The sequence below is a fragment of the Ehrlichia canis str. Jake genome (assembly GCF_000012565.1).
Classification (GTDB): domain Bacteria; phylum Pseudomonadota; class Alphaproteobacteria; order Rickettsiales; family Anaplasmataceae; genus Ehrlichia; species Ehrlichia canis.
In genome coordinates this window covers 877,764-897,420 of record NC_007354.1, presented here as the reverse complement: position 1 = coordinate 897,420, position 19,657 = coordinate 877,764, and the positions used below count along the sequence as shown (strand labels likewise).

Genomic DNA, 19,657 nt, shown 5'->3' with positions numbered 1-19,657 from the left:
TTTTAAATATAAATTGTACTATAAATGATATAAGAAGATATTGTAAACTTTAATAAGTATTATGTATGCGAACAGTTTTACTAGAGCTATAGTTATAGGGTTTTAGTTAGGTTATATTATAATCTTGAGTCAGGATACTGTCTATATGTTATATATTAGTACGAATACTAAGAGATAAAGTGTGTTTAATTTTTATTGTAATATAATACTAGATACTGTAACTCTAGAGTTTTATAAGTTAAACTGTATATTATAGACAAAAATAATGTAGGGCGTGTTAGCCACTATGTATATTAAAGTATATTAAACGAATATTGAAAGAACTTAAATGTTCCTTACTGCTGTATAAGTAGTTTTACCTGATACTATAGTTCTTAAAACTTTTCCCTTTACTTTCCTGTTATGAAATGGTGAATTTTTTGATTTGCTTGCAAATTTTAATATGTCAATTGTCCACTCGTGGTTTAAATCTAATATTATTAGATCTGCAACAAAACCTTTTTTTATACGTCCCCTTGGTACTTTTATAATATTTGCTGGTTTGTATGTTAAAGTTGCAAGTAAATCTATTAAAGATATAGTACCATTATGATATAGCTCTAAAGATATTGGGAGCATTGTTTCTAGTCCAACTATTCCAAAAGCAGCTGTATCTAATGGTAATTCTTTAGTGTTTACTTCATGTGGGGCATGATCTGTTGCTATACAGTCTATTATGCCATTTTTTAATCCTTCTACCATACTGAGACGATCATTTTCAGTTCTTAGAGGTGGATTGATTTTTGCGAGAGTCCCATGTGTTATAACATCTTGTTCAGTTAAAGTTAAATGGTGAGGAGTTACTTCACATGTAACTTTTAATCCTTGGTTTTTTGCTTGTTTTATTATATTTAGAGAATCTTGAGATGAAACATGTAAGATGTGGTAGTGTACATTTTTAATGTTTTTCATTAATGCAATGTCACGGTTTACTATTATGGATTCTGAGATATCAGGGATACCTTTTAATCCTAATTCATATGAGACTGTACCTTCGTTAATGTGGCCATTGTTGGATAAATTTAGATCTTCTGCATGTTGTGCTACTACAGTATCTAACATACTAGAGTAGCTTAATGCTTGTCGCATTGTTAAAGAATTCATTACTGGCATTCCATCATCAGTAAAACCAACTGCTCCTGCTTCTTTTAATAGTGCCATATCGGATAATGAGTTATCTGGCTTTGTTATAGAAGCATAAAACTCTATGTTTACATATGCACTTTCCAGTGCTCTCATTTTAATATACTTTGCAGTGATTATGCTACTGATAGTAGGGATAGTGTTAGGTTGACAAACTACAGTGGTTACTCCTCCGGCAGCAGCGGATTTGCTTCCTGTGTGTATAGTCTCTTTATGTTCTTGCCCTGGTTCGCGAAAATGTACATGAATGTCAATTAAACCTGGCATCAATATGTTATTATTGCAATCTACTACTTCATCTATAGTGCTTGGTATACCATTGTTAAATAAATCTTGGCCAAAATCGACTATCTTGTCTCCTTTTGTAAGTAATGATCCTATTATATCTAATTTAGATTCTGGATCAATAATCCTTGCATTAATATATGCAACAGTAAAATCTGCATCCTGTCCTCTGCCCAACAACTTCCAAGATTGCTTATACATTCTTCAAATGCCTAGAAATAGTAAAGAAAATAAAAAACTAATACAGGATATACGCAAATGGTTAATTAGTCAATGCTTATGTATATTGTATCATAACTTTTAAATTTACATTGATTACTTAAAATTGATAGCATTGATAAGATCTACATTTGTTATAAAAGTTTTTCAATTATTAAGATTTATTGATATTTTATAAATATAAATTTCACTAGAGTTCTATATAAATAAAACACTTAACTTGAAGTCGAGTTTGAATAATTTTTTAGTGCTATAATGTGATGAAAGTTTTAAACAATATATTGGAAGATAACTTATTGAATATTTATAGTAATTTTACTTGTTCTTATTATTAGCTAAAAAATTGATTATTTGTTCTGTAATTAACTTGCCTATATCTTTTTTAGACATTATGGGAAATTCTTGATAATGATTCTTAGTAATAATTGTGATTTTATTGTAATCATTTCCCATAACATGTTTATCATTAATAGTTGTTGTATTGCTTATGATCCAATCGCATTGTTTTTTTATTAGTTTAACTTTTGAATTTTCTATTGCATTTTCTGACTCTAATGAAAATCCAATCACTAGTTTTGGTCTTTTTGCGTGAGTACTTATGATATGGATGATATCTGGATTGTTAGTGATTTTAATGTTTGTGATTTCATGTTTTTTTATTTTTTTAGCAGAGTATATAGGGCACCAATCGGTTACTGCTGCTGTGAAAATTGCAATATCTACTGGTAATAGTTTTATGCAGGTTTGTAACATTTCATTGCAATTTTTTATATAAAATATATTTTGTATGTTATGGTTGTGAATAGTAACTGGACCAGATACTAGGTTGACATTCCATCCGATTTTATTCATATATTCAGCAATTGCATACCCTTGTTTACCAGATGAACTGTTGGTAATGTACCTTACAGGATCAATAAATTCTTGGGTTGGTCCAGCTGTTATTAAAACATTAACCATAGAATACTGAAATGTCCAAATTTCAATTATAGTACAAAATTGTAAGAATTTACAATAATTTATTAAGCAATTACATGTACTTGTTTAATAAAGAGAAGTGTTAGTGGTATAACGTTATTGTACTTTTATTATGCAGGAAACATTATCTTATATAGGGTCCTAGAGTGTTGGAATATTTATTGTGATGAAATGATAGATAATTGTGTAGTCTTAGTGGACATGAATGCAAAACTCTATTATAAACTAGTCACTTATAAATAAAGGAATGGAAGTCTATGAGGAAAGAAAGAGATAGTTTGGGTGAAATAGAAGTTCCTGCGTGTCATTACTGGGGTGCACAAACGCAGCGTTCTATTAATAATTTTAAAATTGGATCAGAAAAAATGCCTCAACCTTTGATAAAGGCGTTAGGACTTGTTAAGTTGGCAGCAGCTCGTGTTAATATGAAGAATGGTGATATTGATGAAGTAATAGGTAGTGCAATTTGTGATGCTGCAAATGAAGTTGTAAATGGTAAACTTAATGATGAATTTCCTTTGGTAATTTGGCAGACTGGTTCTGGTACTCAAACTAACATGAATGTTAATGAAGTAATAGCAAATCGTGCAATTGAAATGTTGGGTGGAGAAAAGGGTAGTAAATGTCCTGTACATCCAAATGATCATGTTAATTATTCTCAATCTTCCAATGATACTTTCCCAACAGCAATGCATATTGCAGCTGTTGTTGAAACTGAAAATTCTTTATTGCCAAGTTTGAAGAATTTATATGAAGCTCTTCATAGTAAGTCTATAGCATTTCAAAATATTGTTAAAGTGGGACGTACTCATCTTCAAGATGCTACTCCATTAACTTTAGGTCAGGTATTTTCTGGATATGCGTACCAAATTTTACAGGGTATGAATAGGATAAAAGCTGCATTAGGTAATTTGCTTGAGTTGGCTCAAGGTGGTACTGCTGTAGGTACAGGTATCAATTCTAGAAAACAATTTGATATTCATTTTGCAAGTGAAATTAAAAAGTTGACTGGTTTTAATTTTGTATCTTCTATTAATAAGTTTGAAGCGTTAGCTACGCACGATGCATTAGTTGAGTTTAGTGGTGTATTGAATGTTATTGCTGTAAGTTTGATGAAAATAGCAAATGATATTAGATTGCTTGGTTCAGGACCAAGATGTGGAATAGGAGAGATTGTATTACCTGCTAATGAACCTGGCTCTTCTATAATGCCAGGTAAGGTAAATCCAACTCAATGTGAAGCTATGACTATGGTGTGTGCTCAGGTTATGGGTAATCATACAACTGTGACTGTTGCAGGATCAAATGGTCATTTTGAATTAAATGCGTTTAAGCCTGTTATTATTTATAACGTTTTACAATCCATTAAGTTATTATCTGATGTTAGCATTAATTTTTCACAAAAATGTGTTCAAGGCATTAAAGCGGATACAAAGCGTATTTCATTTTTGTTGAATCAGTCTTTGATGTTAGTAACTGCATTGAATAAGCATATAGGTTATGATAATGCAGCAAAAATTTCAAAAACTGCTTTTGATGAGGGAATAACATTAAAAGATGCTGCAATGAAACTTAACTTGATAAGTGAAGAAGAATTTGATAGGATTGTTAATCCAGAAAACATGATACATCCTACAAATTAAAGATTGCTTTTATTGCCCGTTTCATAACTAACAATATTGACAGTTAACACGTGTTACTATAATATAGAGAGTATTGTATTTTTTATTAAAAGTGATTTTATGGCAGACGATGAGTACAAAGGTGTGATACAGCAGTATATAAATACTGTAAAAGAAATTGTTAGTGATAGTAAAACTTTTGATCAAATGTTTGAGTCGGTTGTAAAGATTCAAGAAAGGGTAATGGAAGCAAATGCTCAAAATGATGATGGAAGTCAGGTAAAGCGTATAGGGTCTTCTACTTCTGATTCTATTAGCGATAGTCAATATAAAGAATTAATAGAAGAACTAAAGGTAATCAAAAAACGTCTTTTAAGATTGGAGCATAAAGTATTAAAGCCTAAGGAAGGAGCGTAAAATAAGAAAATAGGTTTGTATGATTTTTAAAACCTATGAGTTTGTGTGAGGTTACATGCTTCTTTATATTCTGTAGTAGTTTTGCTTCATAGTTGCCTTTTATTAAGGTAAGGGTTCTTGTTGTTATCTAAGTTTTTATAGGTGTGTTATAATTAATTTTTATTAGCTTTTATGTTAGTGCTTATTGTAAAAAAGTACTATCTTTGTTTATATTGAATCCTTAAATAAGTATGCTTATTTATCTTAATAGTGGTGTTTACATAGTGTATAATATCTAAATATAGCTAGTTAATGATATGCTTGATTATACCTATAAAGTGAAGTAGTAATATAAGTATTATAGCAATGCAGAACACATTATAATTAGTTTCAACGGACTAAGTAGTTATTAATGTTATTATGGCTTGTTGTTTTTAGTGATCAATACTGAGTATTTAATTTAAATTTTATTGAGCAAAAATATTTGTTATTCCTTTGTGTATTCTTGCATAGGTTCTACTTGTATACCTTGTTTCTTTAGTGTTTTGATTGCTGATGCTAAAGCTTTTGCTCCTGGTATTGTAGTACTGTAAGGAATTTTTTTGACAAGTGCAGTTTTTCTTATACTGCTACTTTCTGAAAATGACTTTATACATTCTGAAGTATTGATTACTAGGTTTATTTTATCATCTTGTAATAGATCTAATATATGTGGTCTACCTTCCCTTACCTTATTTACCTGTTGTGTAGTAATTCCTGCCTCATTTAAATATGTAGATGTTCCTTTTGTTGAAAATATAGTAAAACCAATGTCTTGTAATATTTGTGCTGTTTGCACTATGAGTGGTTTATCTGAATTTTTGACAGATATAAAAGCTGTACCTTGGGTTGGTAATTCATATCCAGCAGCCATTTGTGCTTTTGCAAATGCTATTTCGAATGATTTGTCAATACCCATTACTTCTCCTGTAGACTTCATTTCAGGTCCTAGCAGGACATCTATATTTGGAAACCTTGAAAAAGAAAATACTGCTTCTTTCACAGCGATATAATTGAGCTTTCTTTCTAGAATTGTAGGAAGCTTTTCTCCTAATAATATTTTTGTTGCAATTTTTGCTATTGGAATGCCTGTAGCTTTTGCAATGAAAGGTACAGTTCTACTTGCTCGTGGATTAACTTCTAATATATAGATCTCACCATCTTGTATTGCATATTGTATGTTAATGAATCCTATAACTTGTAATGCAAGTGCTATTTTCTTTGTATATTCTGCTATTGTATCTGTTATTTCTGATGTTAGGGTATATGCAGGTAAAGAACATGCTGAATCACCTGAATGTATACCAGCTTCCTCTATGTGTTCCATTATTCCTGTTATGTAAACACTTTCTCCATCACAAATAGCATCTACATCTACTTCAACTGCATTGGTTAAAAATTGATCTAACAATAATGACCCATTATCAAATATGTTTTTATGTATAGTTAAGTAATTCGATAGAGCGTTACTGTCACGAATGATTGACATTGACTGTCCTCCTAGTACGTATGATGGCCTTGCTAGTATTGGGAATGCTAGGCTTTGTACACATTCGTAAACTTCATTTATTGAATTACAAGTAACGTTAGGAGGTTGCTTTAAATTTAATTGTGTGAGTAATTGTTGGAATTTCATCCGATTTTCGGCTAGATCTATTGAATCAAAAGATGTTCCAAGAATATTGATATTTTTTTCTTGTAGTACTTTTGCAAGCTTTAATGGTGTTTGTCCACCAAATTGTACTATTACTCCAAGTAGGGAGTTTGTCTCTTTTTCCTTGAATATAATATCTAAAACACTTTCTCTAGTTAATGGAGAGAAATATAACTTATCTGAAATATCATAATCTGTTGATACAGTTTCTGGATTGCAATTTATCATTATGGATTCGTATCCCATTTGTCTAATAGTATGTGCTGCATGTACGCATGTGTAATCGAATTCTATACCTTGTCCAATGCGGTTAGGACCACTTCCTAAAATTATTACTTTTTTATTGTCTGTTACAACAGATTCACATTCAGGGGGATTGACAGTATCACCTTCATAACAGCTGTACATGTAAGATGCATTAGTTTTAAACTCTCCTGCACAAGTATCTATGTGTTTATATACTGGGTTTATAAGTAAAGATCTTCTAAGATTTTCTACGTATTCTATAGTGTTATTACTCAAATGTGCTAACCTTGCATCAGAAAATCCCATTTTTTTTAACAATAATAACCCTTCTGCTTCTTTAGGTAATCCGTGATTTTTTATTTGTTGTTCAAACTGTATGATATTTTTTATTTGTATTAAGAACCAAGGATCATAACCAGTAATCTTATTGATTTCTTCTATGCTAATGTTATGCCTTAATGCATCTGCAATTATGAATATCCTATCTGGAGATAATTTTACTAGAGCATTATATAGTTGATCTTTTTCTATATTCTTATCAAAATGTTCATCTAATCCTGAATATCCAGATTCTAAAGAACATAGTGCTTTTTGTAATGATTCTGGAAAAGACCTACCAATTGCCATTACTTCTCCTACGGATTTCATAGAAGTTGATAATTCTTTTTCTGCTCCTCTAAATTTATCAAAATTAAATCTTGGTATTTTTGTAACTATATAATCTATACTTGGTTCGAATGATGCAGGGATTGCTTTTGTGCAGTCGTTTTGTATTTCGTCTAGAGAATATCCAATAGCCAATTTTGCAGCTACTTTAGCTATTGGATAACCTGTTGCTTTAGATGCTAGTGCTGATGATCTAGAGACTCTTGGGTTCATCTCTATAACTAGTAAATCTTCATCATTTTTTGGATTGACTGCAAATTGTACATTTGATCCTCCAGTATCTACTCCTATTTCTCTAAGTATGGAAAATGATATATCACGCATTTTTTGATATTCTGTATCCCTTAGAGTCAGTGCTGGGGCTACTGTAATACTATCTCCGGTATGAACTCCCATTGGATCAAGATTTTCTATAGAGCAAACTACGATACAGTTGTCTTTATTATCACGCATGACTTCCATTTCAAATTCCTTCCATCCAATAATGGATTCATCTACTTGTACTTCAGATATTGGAGAAATACTTAGTCCGTACATTACATTTTTTTGAAATTCTTCTTTGTTGTAAGATATGCCACCCCCAATACCGCCTAGTGTAAATGATGGTCTAATAATTGCTGGCAATCCTATATATTCTAATGCATGTTTTATTTCATCTACACTTTTTATAATAATACTTTTTGGGTATTTTACTCCTATTTTATCCATTGCTTGACGGAATAGGTTTCTATCTTCTGCTTTTTGTATTGCTTCTTTTGTTGCACCTATTAATTTTACATTGTGTTTTTCTAGAATTCCTTGCTCACATAACTTAATTGCAACATTTAAAGCAGTTTGTCCACCTACTGTAGGTAATATTGCACTTGGTTTTTCTTTTATAATTATTTTTTCAATGATGCTTGGTGTAATAGGTTCAATGTATGTAGAATTAGCTATTTCTGGATCAGTCATTATTGTTGCAGGATTTGAGTTAATAAGGATAATTCGGTATCCTTCTTGCTTTAGAACTTTGCAAGCTTGAGTGCCTGAATAGTCGAACTCACATGCTTGTCCTATGACGATAGGACCTGCTCCAATAACTAATATTGATTCTATGTCTGTACGTTTTGGCATGATGTATATAAAGAATTTATTTACTAATACTATAACTATTAATACTTTATCTTCAAAATAAAAAAGTAAAAACTGATGCTTACTAAAATGTTAAAAACATTTTTTATGTAATCTTAGGGATGTTTTTTGTTGGTTTGTGTTTTACTATTACAATTTTTTACATTTGTAAATAGTAGAGTATTGTTGAAAGCTCAATAGTACAAAAATTTATTATATTATGTTTAGCATTTATTTGTTTGTAGGATGTTATTACTAGTAAGCGTTATTTCTTGATAAGAATATGAATTTTGTTGTGGAAGTTTAATTAACAGTGATATGTAATGAGTAATGATATTTTATATAAGTAAGTCTTTCAGTAATACACACAGTTTTACAATTAAGGTTGTGACTGGTGTATATTGTAAAAAGTCATTGTGTGTTGCTAATAGTTATTATGTTTTATTACAGTATTTGATTCACAGTAATGTGTAGTGAATAATAATGTTTAATATATAAACTTTCATCATAAAAGTAAATTTTTTGATTATATAAGTTTTGTATTTAACTTATTTTGATCTTTGAATATTTTCTGTAATATTCTAAATTATTTTTACATTTTTTTAAGATTGCGCTTGGTATTACTTTGAATTTCTGCATTATTAATGTGAAACAATTGTATTAGAAAATTATTAAGAATAATTAAGAAATAATGAAATTTGATTATTTTTTCAATCTATATTGAGTATAGCTTTACAAGTTTAAGTTGTATAGTATAAAAATTACTATATTATGTTAATTTACTAATAAATTCAGGTGTAATATGACTGTCATAATAAAGGTTGGAATTAAAAATCTTATCGATAGTACTATGGAGATAATTTCGGAAAGGTTTTCAGTGTATGCAAAGAATGAAGTAGTAAAGACCAGTTTGCAATCTTATATTGATATTATAAGAATCAAGGAAAAAAAATTGCAATATTATAATGGTAAGGAGGCTAAAGGGCATGTAATTGCTGATGATCAATTTTATCAAATGGAAAGTACAATAAGAGCAATTCTTATGAAAATATTTGAAATTGAAATTTTAGAAAAAAAAACAACCATACCTCAAGAAAAAATTTCAGCTTATAGAGAAGCTGTTAGTATTTTAATAAACAAAATAGTAAAATGTAATGCTTATGTTCTTACAGAAAATGATAAACTTGCTAAGATTGTAGGTAATGCAACTTTAAGACGGAGCACTTATAAGTGTAGAAATCTTGGTGAGCTTGTTTCTAAGAGTAAATTTACTGCTGTAGAAAGCTTTGATGCTGCATGTTCTAATATAGAATTAGATCCTAATATAATAAAGCAAGTTTTAGAGTTTTGTAGTGTTGATCTTATGATTGGTATTATGGATCTGCAGTTAATACAATTTCTTGCTGATATGCGGTACTTCCCTAATCAAAACAGTAATGTGTTTGAAAGAACTAAACATAGTTATATGAATCTCATAAAACATATTATGATTTGTAAGTCTGCTAGTGCTATTGAGCAATATCAATCTAGTAGAGACTCAAAGAAATTGCATTGTTCTTTATATCTTAAAGATAATATAGAAACGAATCCAGCTTTATATTTAGTGCTTACTTTATTTGCAATACAATCTATATTTAATATGTGTGGGTTGTTATTTGTATTAGGACGTATTTATAATATAGTGAATTTCTTTAATAATATTGATATTAAAGATGTATCGATTGGTGTATGTTCTATTAATGTAGTTTTATGCACTTTAATTTTTGCATCTATTCTTGTTGGAAGTAAGTTAAGTAAAAAAAACGATGCTATAGTGACGGATGATATGGTGCTTAGTAATCTTGATATCATTGAGCAAGTTGATGAAAGCTTGAATTTATAATGCTTTTTATCACTGACTTTTCAACATGTTGTCTTGTGTAATGTATTTTACTAGTGATGTACAACTTGTTTTATTTAAAGTGCATTTGTAAGTATATATATGCGTATATAACCAACGTAGTAATATGAAATGTTTTAGGTGATATTGTAATATGTTGGTTATATATATACTTCTTTATGAGTAGTAATATTGTAGACTTATTATTCTCACATCAACACTGTTTTATATGTAGTTACATTGAAGGAGTAGGAGTGTGTATATGATCAATGTGGTGTTTTCTTAATTTATGTCGTGTAATTTGAATAGTGTATAAGTAAGAATCATGTTAAGACACATTTTATCTTGTATTACTTTGAGTTTATCAAGGTTTTTATTAGTTGGTTGCAGTCTATTTTGGCTTCTATCCTTACTATGTATTCTATCTTTACTAATTTCTGTATCTATTAAATAAGTTTTGTTAACAGTGAAATGATGATATTAATGTGTTTTTACAATTTGGTATAAAATTGTCTTGAATAGGTATATACGCTAGATTATAGAAAAGGTATAATTTTAAGTTGCTATTTCTTAATATTGATATTGTGTTAGTGCAATTATTTTCAATATCTGAGTTTAGTACTCATTTTCATAGGTTTTTGTATGTTTATTAACTTCACACTAGCATATTATAACTGCGTGTAGAGTTTTTATAATTTTTGGTAGTATTTCTAGTTTTTCCCACAATTCTTTTTGCATTATTAGAGTTTCATTACTTACATACACTGTGTTCTTGATTTGCAATATGGTATAAATATCCTCTGCTATAAGAACTTTTGAATCAATAATAGTGATTCACATATAGTGAAACTGCTTTAAAATAAGTTATGAGTATCCTTTAATTATCTATTATTTATTATGTGAACCCTTATAGTAATACTTCTACTTAAAAAAAGAATGTTACTGCTGCATATTTAAAGTATTGTTGTGATAAAGTGTATATTAACACACCCATGAATTATAAAGAATGTGTTTACTGAATTATTAAGAGAAAGCTTAGTTTATCAATATTTTAAATTTATTTTGAATGATATATTGTTTATGGTAATTTTCTGTATTTTTTTTAGTATATTAAATGTTACAGTGTTGTGTACTTTGATGAAGCAGATACCTTTTTGACATAAAAAAGTTAGTAATGTATAGTTTGAAATTATATGTTATTTAGATTAGTTTCCTGTAATTTTTTTAGTATGTTGAATGCGTCATTGTGTATGTGAGTATTATGTATTCTAATAAAATCTATGCCTTTTTGAAATAGGAAAATTGATACTGCTAGTGTTGCGTTGTCACGTGTTAAATCATTTAATTTGCATGAAGTTAAGAAAAATTTTCGTGAGTGTCCGACATGTATTTTTTGATTTAGAATCTTTAGTCTGTCGATGTTATTTAGTATATACAATGACTGTGTAGCAGTTTTACTGAATCCTATACCTGGATCAATAATGATTCTGTTTTTATTAATGCCTGCATTCGTTAGTTTTTCAATGTGCTTTTGTGCCCATGTAATGATTTCATTAATTGGGTCACAGTCTTTTGGAATGGTATTGTTTTTTATTAATGGTATGCCTAAACTGTGCATGATTATTACGTCGACGGAACTACTTTGTAATACCTGAAGCATACTGTCATCTGAAAGTGCACTTACATCATTTATATAATCTACATTTAATTCTATAGCTTTCTCAGCAGTTTTTGCATGTCTGGTATCTATGCTAACTTTAACATTATGATAATGAGCTATTTCTATTATTTGTGGCAGTATATCTTGTAGTCTATTCCATTCTTCTGTTTGAGAGATTGTATTGTTTCCATGTTGTGTATATAAATATGTAGGTCTTGTTGATTCACCTCCTACATCTATTATGTCTGCTCCTCCGTTGATTAGGTATTCAACTTGTCGTAATGCTTTATCTACACTAAAAAACTTACCTCCATCTGAAAATGAATCTGGTGTGTAATTTAAAATTCCAACTAATTTTGTATTGAGGTTCATTGGTTAAACTTGTTACCTAAAAAATAGTGCTATAAGTACCAATGATGTAAATTGCAACAGAACTCTAATTATCATTATTTTATTTCTATTTCTAATGTAGAATTCATTACTTATAGCCATTAATACTACACCTGACACTAGTGATATTAAAGTAAGTGAAACGAAAACTAAAATTACTATTAACGATGTTGTATTACTAGACATTTTTGTGCAACATAAAGGTACACTGCAATATATCATATAGTATAACTTTGTTTCAATTAAAAATTATTTATATGAAAATTTATTAAATGCTAGTATTGTTTACTTAGATGAACGTATTGCAGTATGTGTATAATATATTAATTATTTAGAGGGATATGTGGAAGGTGTGAATTTTAACTTTCAGGCAATGCAAGAGCTGAAAAAAAGTGTGCTCTACAATAGCTTAGAAAAGTGTAAAAGTGTCTTTTGGTTCATTTTTTGGTTTAGTTCTGCTATTAATTTGCTAATGTTGTTTTTACCATTATATACTTCTCAAGTCTTAGATAGGGTACTTTCAAGTGGTAGTGTATCTACATTAATAATGTTAAGTGTTATTACAGTCGGAGCTTTTGCTTGCTCTTCTATATTGGAAATTTGTAGATCTTTAGTGATGGCAAGAGTTGGTGATTGGATAGATAAAGTTGTTACTCCTGATCTTATTATGAAATCTATCAGTTTAACTTCAATAAAGTCATCTACTTCAAGTGGAGAAGTATTGCGTGATTTATCTGTTGTAAAAAGCTTTATTACTGGTTATGGAATATTCTCATTGTTTGATACTCCATGGGCAATTTTATATCTTGTTGCTATTTTTATGATACATAGTGTTACAGGGTATATTGCTGTAATAGGTATAGTGTTGTTAACTAGTATGGCTATTTGGAATGAATTGGCAACAAAAAAAATATTACAAGAGGCTAGTGAAGAGGGAATACGTAATATTAATGCAATTGATGTTGCGACTCGTAATGCTGAAGTAGTTGAGGCTATGGGAATGGTTAACTATATTGTAGATGATTGGGCTGAAAAAAATGATAGAAATAGGGCTATGCAAATTAAAGCTCAGAATCGTTCTAATTTAATTTCTGGAATTACTAAATTTATTAGGTCAGTACTACAAATATCGGTTATAGGTGTTGGAGCATTTCTTGCTGTTCTTGGTCATAAAACTGCTGGTGGTATTATTGCTTCATCAATCTTGATGGGTAGGGCGTTAGCGCCATTTGAAGCATTGATTAATACTTGGAAGATGTTAATATCAGCACGGATATCTTATAAGAGGCTACAGATATTGCTTTTGGCTTCACCAAAAAGGGAGCAAACTATGTCTTTACCTGCTCCTGCTGGAAAGGTTGTATTTGATCGTGTGTTCTTTACTCCTTATGGTGGTAATAAGCCAACTCTGAAGGGTGTATCTTTTGCAGTAGATGTTGGAGATATTGTTGGTGTTATAGGTCATAGTGCTTCTGGAAAATCTACAATAGCAAAATTATTAGTAGGTGTGTGGAAACCAATTTCGGGTGTTGTTAGACTTGATGGTGCAGATGTTTATACATGGAACAGAGAAGATTTTGGACGTTATATTGGTTATCTGCCTCAAGATGTTGAGTTGTTTAATGCTTCAGTAAAAGTTAATATTGCAAGAATGGTACCTGATCCTGATCCAGATAAAGTTGTAAGAGCAGCTCAAATTGCTGGTGTGCATGAGCTAATACTTAGTTTGCCAAATGGCTATGATACACTGATTGGTTTTAATGGAGTTGTGCTTTCTGGAGGGCAAAAACAAATGCTTGGGTTGGCTAGAGCATTTTATGGTGATGTGAAGCTTTTAGTACTTGATGAACCAAATGCTAATTTGGATGGTAAGTCAGAAGCAAGTTTAGTAAATGCTTTACTTTATGCAAGAAAGAATGGTATTACCACTTTTATTATGACTCATAAGATACAATTACTTAATGCTGTTGATAAGGTTATTATTATGAATGATGGTATGGTTAATGGTATGGGTTCTAGAGATGAAATTTTGAGTAAAATTGTGCCTAGTTATACTCCACCAAATTCTCAGCCTCAACAACAACCTAAACCATTAGTACAGTCAGAAGATGTAGCAAAATAATGAAGGTATAAGATAAATAATTCTAGTGTATTGTTTAGCTATTGTAAGTGTGATAGTAGATATTTTATAAGTGAAATTCAATTCTTGTATTCAAATAAGGTGTATTATATAAATAATGTTTAAAACTAATACAGTGTTTAGTAAAGTTTACTGAAGTTGTAATTATTTGTAATTATAATGATATAAGTTTTTTTGAAATTTATCTACTTTATTTGTATTCAAATTAGTTTAATAAAATCAATCATATAGTATTATTAAGCTTGTACAACTTACAAAGGTTTGAAAATTTAGATAATATTGACCTGATCAATTGCTGATCTACTTTAAAATATAAATAGTATAATATTATTGTTGTTTAGCTTTTGAATATTTGTAATGGATAGTAAGTATTTATAAGGTAATGTACTGATTTGCTAGTATATTAAAAATGTATATAGAGTAGTATTACTATGTATGGTTTTATAGAGATTTATAAATGTGATTTTTTTGTATGTTGAATATGACATTGTGTAATGAATGTTATAATTCTAGAAATACAGAAGTAATGCTATTGTATAGGTTAATATTGAATTTAATTTGTTGAATTGGCATAATGTTAGCTTATGTGTTAAAGAGAAAAGTCTATTTGTAGTGTGCGTATGACTTTTAATATTTATATGTTATTTATTTGTGTCATTGTCTAAGTAAAAAGTTTTATTACAATGTGGTTAATTTTGAGAAGTTTATAAGATTGTGTCTTTATCATTATACTCATTTTGTGAATATATTGCCTAAAGAATAGTGCTGTTTGTTATTAATTAATATTGATGTCTTAAATTTAAGGGATATTATTTAGCTATTAGCTAAGTTGTTTTGTGTTTTATTGAATTATGTGATGTTATGGTAAAAATTATTGTTATTGATAAGACTGGTGGTACTGAAGTTTTTAAGTATGTTGATCATAATATTGGTGAACCTAAAGATGATGAAGTATTAATACAACATACAGTTATTGGATTGAACCGCTATGACCTTGAATGCCGTAATGGTATGCGTAAAACCAGAAAACTTCCTACTGTTTTAGGGATTGAAGCAGTGGGGGTTGTAGAGAGATTAGGTAAAGATGTTGAAGTGTTTAATGTCGGAGATAGAGTTGGTTATTGTACTGTGTCTGGAGGTGCTTACTCTGAAAAAAGGATTGTCAATCAAAAGTATTTGGTCAGAATACCTGATGATGTTACAGATCAGGTAGCAGCTGCAGTGTTATTTAAAGGCATGACAGCACATTACCTTACTCATATAGTTTATGCTATACGTCCTAAGACTTTTGCTTTAGTACATGGAGCTACAGGTGGTGTAGGACAAATATTATGTCAGTGGGCTAGTTATAAAGGTTGTAAGGTTATAGGCGTCATTAGTTCTGATGATAGGGCAAATATTGCTTTGCGTTCTGGATGTTCATATATAGTCAATTGTAATAGTAAGAATTTTGTTGAACAAGTAATGGAAATTACTCAAGGTACTGGTGTTAATGTAGTTTATGATTCTGTTGGTGCATTGACTAGTAAAGAGTCTTTTGCATCTCTTGGAATGTTTGGTATATATGTTTCTTATGGTCAAATATCAGGAGCTGTTTCGAATGTTAGTGCTTCTATGCTAAGTTCTCGATCATTGTTTTTTACTGCACCTTCAGTATTTCACTATAAACGTTCTAGTTTTGACTTGGCTATGACATCTATGGAGCTTTTTGAAGTAATAAGAAGGAATCACATAAAGGTTAGTATAAATAAAATTTATAAATTTGATGATATAGTTACTGCACATCAAGATTTAGAAAATAGGAAACTTACTGGATCAAATATTATTGTACTATAGCTATTTTATTAATCAACGAATCAATATATTTTTCTTATTAATTAATGTAAAGTTGGTTATTAATTTGTATTTGTATGTAGTTTTGTACTGGTAATTAGTGTGGAGTTACAGTTATTGTTTTAATATTTTATAGTATATTGTAGAGTTGTGATGATACAGTGTATGTGTGTTATATTAATGGGTATAAAAGTGCATTTTTCTTATTAGTGAATATATAATGTTTTGTGATGTGCATTTGTATTAATGGACAATTACAGTTATTCTTTAAGATATATGTTATTGTATAAATTGTAATGAATATAGTGTACTGTTAATATTTTACATAGATGTTTTCTTACTAAAACACATATTTTCTGTAAGTTGAAAGGTTTGTTACGTTTATATGTAATTTTAAATAATTAGTCATAACAATTATTGTTTAAACTATATGTAGTATGTTAGTATGAAGTGTTATCATTTACGATATTCTATATTTAATTACTTTAATTGTTATAGCTAATAGTGCTTTATTTGTCAGTGAAAGAATTTATGAGTATTAGATACGTCATGTCATGTTGTAGTAAATGAATATAGAAAATTGAGAAATAATAATGTCATAAGATACTTATTTATTGTTGATGAGTTATTATATAAGATAGTGAAAATCTTATAATAATAATGTATGATGACTCTGTAATTGTAATGAAAAGTTTATTATTACTATTGCATGTGTTTTTAACATATATTTACATTGATAGTTGTGAAAGTCTAAAAAATATTTGTTTAAGTAATGTTGAAATTACTATTCATCAAGATATAAAACTTCTGCTTTTTCTTTTGTCATTGGTTGTAAGTCAATGAATTTTTTCTTATACGTGTTTGTATTGTAAATGATATTGTACCAGGACTTGTTTTGTACTGGTGATGTTCCAGTAATGTATAGTTCATCTTCTGCTCTTGTCATGGCTACATAAAGTAATCTTAAATATTCATTGTATTCTTGAGTTTTTTGTTTAGCTTTCAAGTTTTCACATAAGTCATTAATATCATTACGTATCCAAAATGGAGTATATTCTTCGTCAAAAACTAGTTGAGTTTCACTTTTTGGAATGGTTGTAGTATCTGATAAGAATACTATAGGTGCTTGCATTCCTTTTGCATTGTGTATTGTCATAATTTTTACGTAATCTTTTGTGTGATTGATGTCACTTTTTATTTCTGGATTAATGTTCTTTATCCAGTATATAAATGCTTGTAATGAATTTAGGTTGTTAGATTCAAATTGTATTAATAAATTGATGAATTCTCCTGTTATTTCTGTACTTGATTGTCCTAACCGTTTTATAAATTTATGTTTATGTTCAGAAATAATATAGTGATACAAATTTAAAGGACTGTGGAGTTTGGAGATGTTGATTAGTTGTTTTAAGTAGTTTGATATGTTACTGAATTTTAATTGTAATACTTCCCATAAATGTTGTTGATTTCTATTATATGCTAGATCAAAAATTTGTTCTTCATTGAATTCAAAAATTGGTGATTTTAATAAGCCTATTAAAGCTAAGTCATTTTCTGGTAATAGTAAAAATTCTCCTAGATTTACAAGGTCCTGTATTATTATATAATCCATTATTTTGAATTTGTCTCTTCCCAATGTAGGAATATCAAGTTTTTTGAGTGCTGTTATGACATGATCTATAAAGCAGGTTCTATGTCTAACTAATATTAAAAAATCACCTGCTGTTATAGGACGGTTCCTTGCTAATAAAATTCTTTTATTAGTTATCCATGTATGAATTTTGTTGGCAATAGTTGATGCAAGTAATAGGCTTGTGTCTGAATAAGTTTGATTTTCAAAATCCAATGAGAAGTTTTTATGGTTTTTAATATCAATTATAGGCCATATTTCTACATACCCTGAGTCATTGTATCTGAAGATTTCATGTTCTATTTTTTCTGTATTAAATGATATTTCGTGTCGAAAATTGTTAAACACTCTATCTACTAGTTTGAGAATAGGTGGAGTTGATCTAAATGATTTTGTGAAGTGTAATATTTTATGTTGAGTACTTTGTTGTGTAAAGTAGTGACACATAGGTTCAAAATAGTCAGGTCTTGCGTTTTGAAAGCTATATATTGACTGTTTTATATCTCCTACAACAAATAATGTTCTTGATTCTTCTGTTGTACCTATACCGGAAAAGAATTCATGACATAGGTGTGAAATGATATTCCATTGTTTTATGCTATTGTCTTGAGATTCATCAATTAGTAGATGATCTATTTTACTGTCTAGATGAAATAGTATCCAATCTTTGTAGTCTATATTTGTTAGTAAATTTAATGCTAGATTTATAATGTCATTATGGTCTAAATAGTTTAGTTTTTGTTTGTCTTGTTGGTATAATTTTATGAAACATTTTGCAATCTCAATAATGTGTGTAGTGCGTTCTGCTATTTTTTTTGTATAAAACATTTTGATGAAATTCAATATTTCTTCTTGTATATTTAGAATGATTTTTTCTATTTCAGGAAAATTGGCCAGTGTTTTTTTTGTGATTATTGACGATATAGGTTTTTTTTCTAATGATGGTAGATTAATGAATATTTTTATATACTCATTTAATTTTTGTAACTTATATTTTTGTGATAATGCGTTCCACTTGACTAATTTATCACTATTTTTTTTGTCTCTGATACTTCCTTCACTAAGAATTTTAATTAAATGGTTGAGTTGATGGTTATCAATAGGTAATAATTGGTCGGTTACTGTATTATGAACATTAAGTTTTTTATATAATGAATCTTTATTGAGATTATAATCTTGTTTACTTAGTATTTTATATAGTAACTCATAAATTGTGGTTTCTGTAATTTCGTGTGAAATAGCTGAAAAATGATCTTTTATTGTTGGATCATGTAATAATTTATAAAATATTTTTGAAAAAGATTCTGAAAAATCTTTTATTGTACAATTTGGTGAAATTCCTGTTTCTATTGGAAAGGTAGATATTAATTGGTAACAAAAGCTATGGATGGTTTTTATTGAGAGTGATAAGTTTTGCAAATTATTGAATAGTTCTCTTGCTCTTTTATATTCTGTTAGTGTTATGTTGGTTGGAATAATATCTTGTAATTCTTTTTTTAATTCTTCATTTTTTAGTATAGTCCAAGTACTTAAGATTGAATGTATGCGTTCTGTCATTTCATGTGCTGCTGCATTTGTAAACGTTAAGCAAAGTATGTTTTTGTGTCCTGTAATTAATAATCTTAAGACTCTATTGACTAATGTTCTTGTTTTGCCTGTCCCAGCTGATGCGGATATCCATATAAAATTATAGAAAGGATTGGTTGCAATATTCTTCATGTAATGTAT

10 protein-coding genes are annotated in these 19,657 nt (G+C 29.1%); 5 read left to right on the top strand and 5 right to left on the bottom strand.

The features are described from left to right. Positions 1–324: 324 nt before the first annotated feature. Both ECAJ_RS03290 and ECAJ_RS03285 read right to left on the bottom strand, forming a co-directional pair. On the bottom strand, positions 325–1,668 hold the full coding sequence (locus ECAJ_RS03290) for a dihydroorotase (RefSeq protein WP_011304750.1): 1,344 nt from the start codon (positions 1,666–1,668) through the stop codon (positions 325–327). 333 nt (positions 1,669–2,001) lie between these two features. Beyond that, the gene (locus tag ECAJ_RS03285) at positions 2,002–2,646 is read right to left on the bottom strand and encodes a phosphopantothenoylcysteine decarboxylase (protein WP_011304749.1); all 645 of its coding nucleotides are present in this window, start codon (positions 2,644–2,646) and stop codon (positions 2,002–2,004) included. Positions 2,647–2,921: 275 nt separating this feature from the next. Between ECAJ_RS03285 and fumC the strand changes: the two genes are divergently transcribed. Continuing rightward, positions 2,922–4,307: a class II fumarate hydratase gene (fumC, locus tag ECAJ_RS03280; RefSeq protein ID WP_011304748.1), complete on the top strand. Its 1,386-nt coding sequence runs from the start codon at positions 2,922–2,924 to the stop codon at positions 4,305–4,307. A 99-nt stretch (positions 4,308–4,406) separates the two neighbouring features. Next, on the top strand, positions 4,407–4,703 hold the full coding sequence (locus ECAJ_RS03275; protein ID WP_011304747.1) for a hypothetical protein: 297 nt from the start codon (positions 4,407–4,409) through the stop codon (positions 4,701–4,703). A gap of 466 nt (positions 4,704–5,169) precedes the next feature. Here ECAJ_RS03275 and carB read toward each other — a convergent pair whose 3' ends face one another. Then, positions 5,170–8,400 (bottom strand): carbamoyl-phosphate synthase large subunit, encoded by a 3,231-nt coding sequence (gene carB, locus ECAJ_RS03270; protein WP_011304746.1) that lies wholly within the window; start codon positions 8,398–8,400, stop codon positions 5,170–5,172. A 799-nt stretch (positions 8,401–9,199) separates the two neighbouring features. On the opposite strand from carB, the gene ECAJ_RS03265 reads away from it, so the two are divergent. Then, a complete protein-coding gene (locus tag ECAJ_RS03265) occupies positions 9,200–10,279 on the top strand; it encodes a hypothetical protein (RefSeq protein WP_011304745.1) in 1,080 nt (359 codons plus the stop codon). A 1,186-nt stretch (positions 10,280–11,465) separates the two neighbouring features. Here ECAJ_RS03265 and folP read toward each other — a convergent pair. Further along, positions 11,466–12,308, bottom strand: coding sequence for a dihydropteroate synthase (folP, locus tag ECAJ_RS03260; RefSeq protein ID WP_011304744.1), 843 nt, complete (start codon positions 12,306–12,308; stop codon positions 11,466–11,468). 391 nt (positions 12,309–12,699) lie between these two features. Here folP and ECAJ_RS03255 point away from each other — a divergent pair, with 391 nt between their 5' ends. Next, a complete protein-coding gene (locus ECAJ_RS03255; RefSeq protein ID WP_231243073.1) occupies positions 12,700–14,448 on the top strand; it encodes a type I secretion system permease/ATPase in 1,749 nt (582 codons plus the stop codon). Between the two features lie 879 nt (positions 14,449–15,327). Beyond that, a complete protein-coding gene (locus ECAJ_RS03250; protein ID WP_011304741.1) occupies positions 15,328–16,302 on the top strand; it encodes a quinone oxidoreductase family protein in 975 nt (324 codons plus the stop codon). Between the two features lie 781 nt (positions 16,303–17,083). Here ECAJ_RS03250 and ECAJ_RS03245 read toward each other — a convergent pair. Continuing rightward, the gene (locus ECAJ_RS03245) at positions 17,084–19,648 is read right to left on the bottom strand and encodes a UvrD-helicase domain-containing protein (protein WP_011304740.1); all 2,565 of its coding nucleotides are present in this window, start codon (positions 19,646–19,648) and stop codon (positions 17,084–17,086) included. Positions 19,649–19,657 lie beyond the last annotated feature (9 nt).

Bases quoted from the DNA above. Each gene is read 5' to 3' on its own strand.
- folP (WP_011304744.1), bottom strand. From the start codon at position 12,308: ATGAACCTCAATACAAAATTAGTTGGAATTTTAAATTACACACCAGAT.
- carB (WP_011304746.1), bottom strand. From the start codon at position 8,400: ATGCCAAAACGTACAGACATAGAATCAATATTAGTTATTGGAGCAGGT.
- fumC (WP_011304748.1), top strand. From the start codon at position 2,922: ATGAGGAAAGAAAGAGATAGTTTGGGTGAAATAGAAGTTCCTGCGTGT.
- ECAJ_RS03255 (WP_231243073.1), top strand. From the start codon at position 12,700: ATGCAAGAGCTGAAAAAAAGTGTGCTCTACAATAGCTTAGAAAAGTGT.
- ECAJ_RS03245 (WP_011304740.1), bottom strand. From the start codon at position 19,648: ATGAAGAATATTGCAACCAATCCTTTCTATAATTTTATATGGATATCC.
- ECAJ_RS03265 (WP_011304745.1), top strand. From the start codon at position 9,200: ATGACTGTCATAATAAAGGTTGGAATTAAAAATCTTATCGATAGTACT.
- ECAJ_RS03250 (WP_011304741.1), top strand. From the start codon at position 15,328: ATGGTAAAAATTATTGTTATTGATAAGACTGGTGGTACTGAAGTTTTT.
- ECAJ_RS03285 (WP_011304749.1), bottom strand. From the start codon at position 2,646: ATGGTTAATGTTTTAATAACAGCTGGACCAACCCAAGAATTTATTGAT.
- ECAJ_RS03290 (WP_011304750.1), bottom strand. From the start codon at position 1,668: ATGTATAAGCAATCTTGGAAGTTGTTGGGCAGAGGACAGGATGCAGAT.
- ECAJ_RS03275 (WP_011304747.1), top strand. From the start codon at position 4,407: ATGGCAGACGATGAGTACAAAGGTGTGATACAGCAGTATATAAATACT.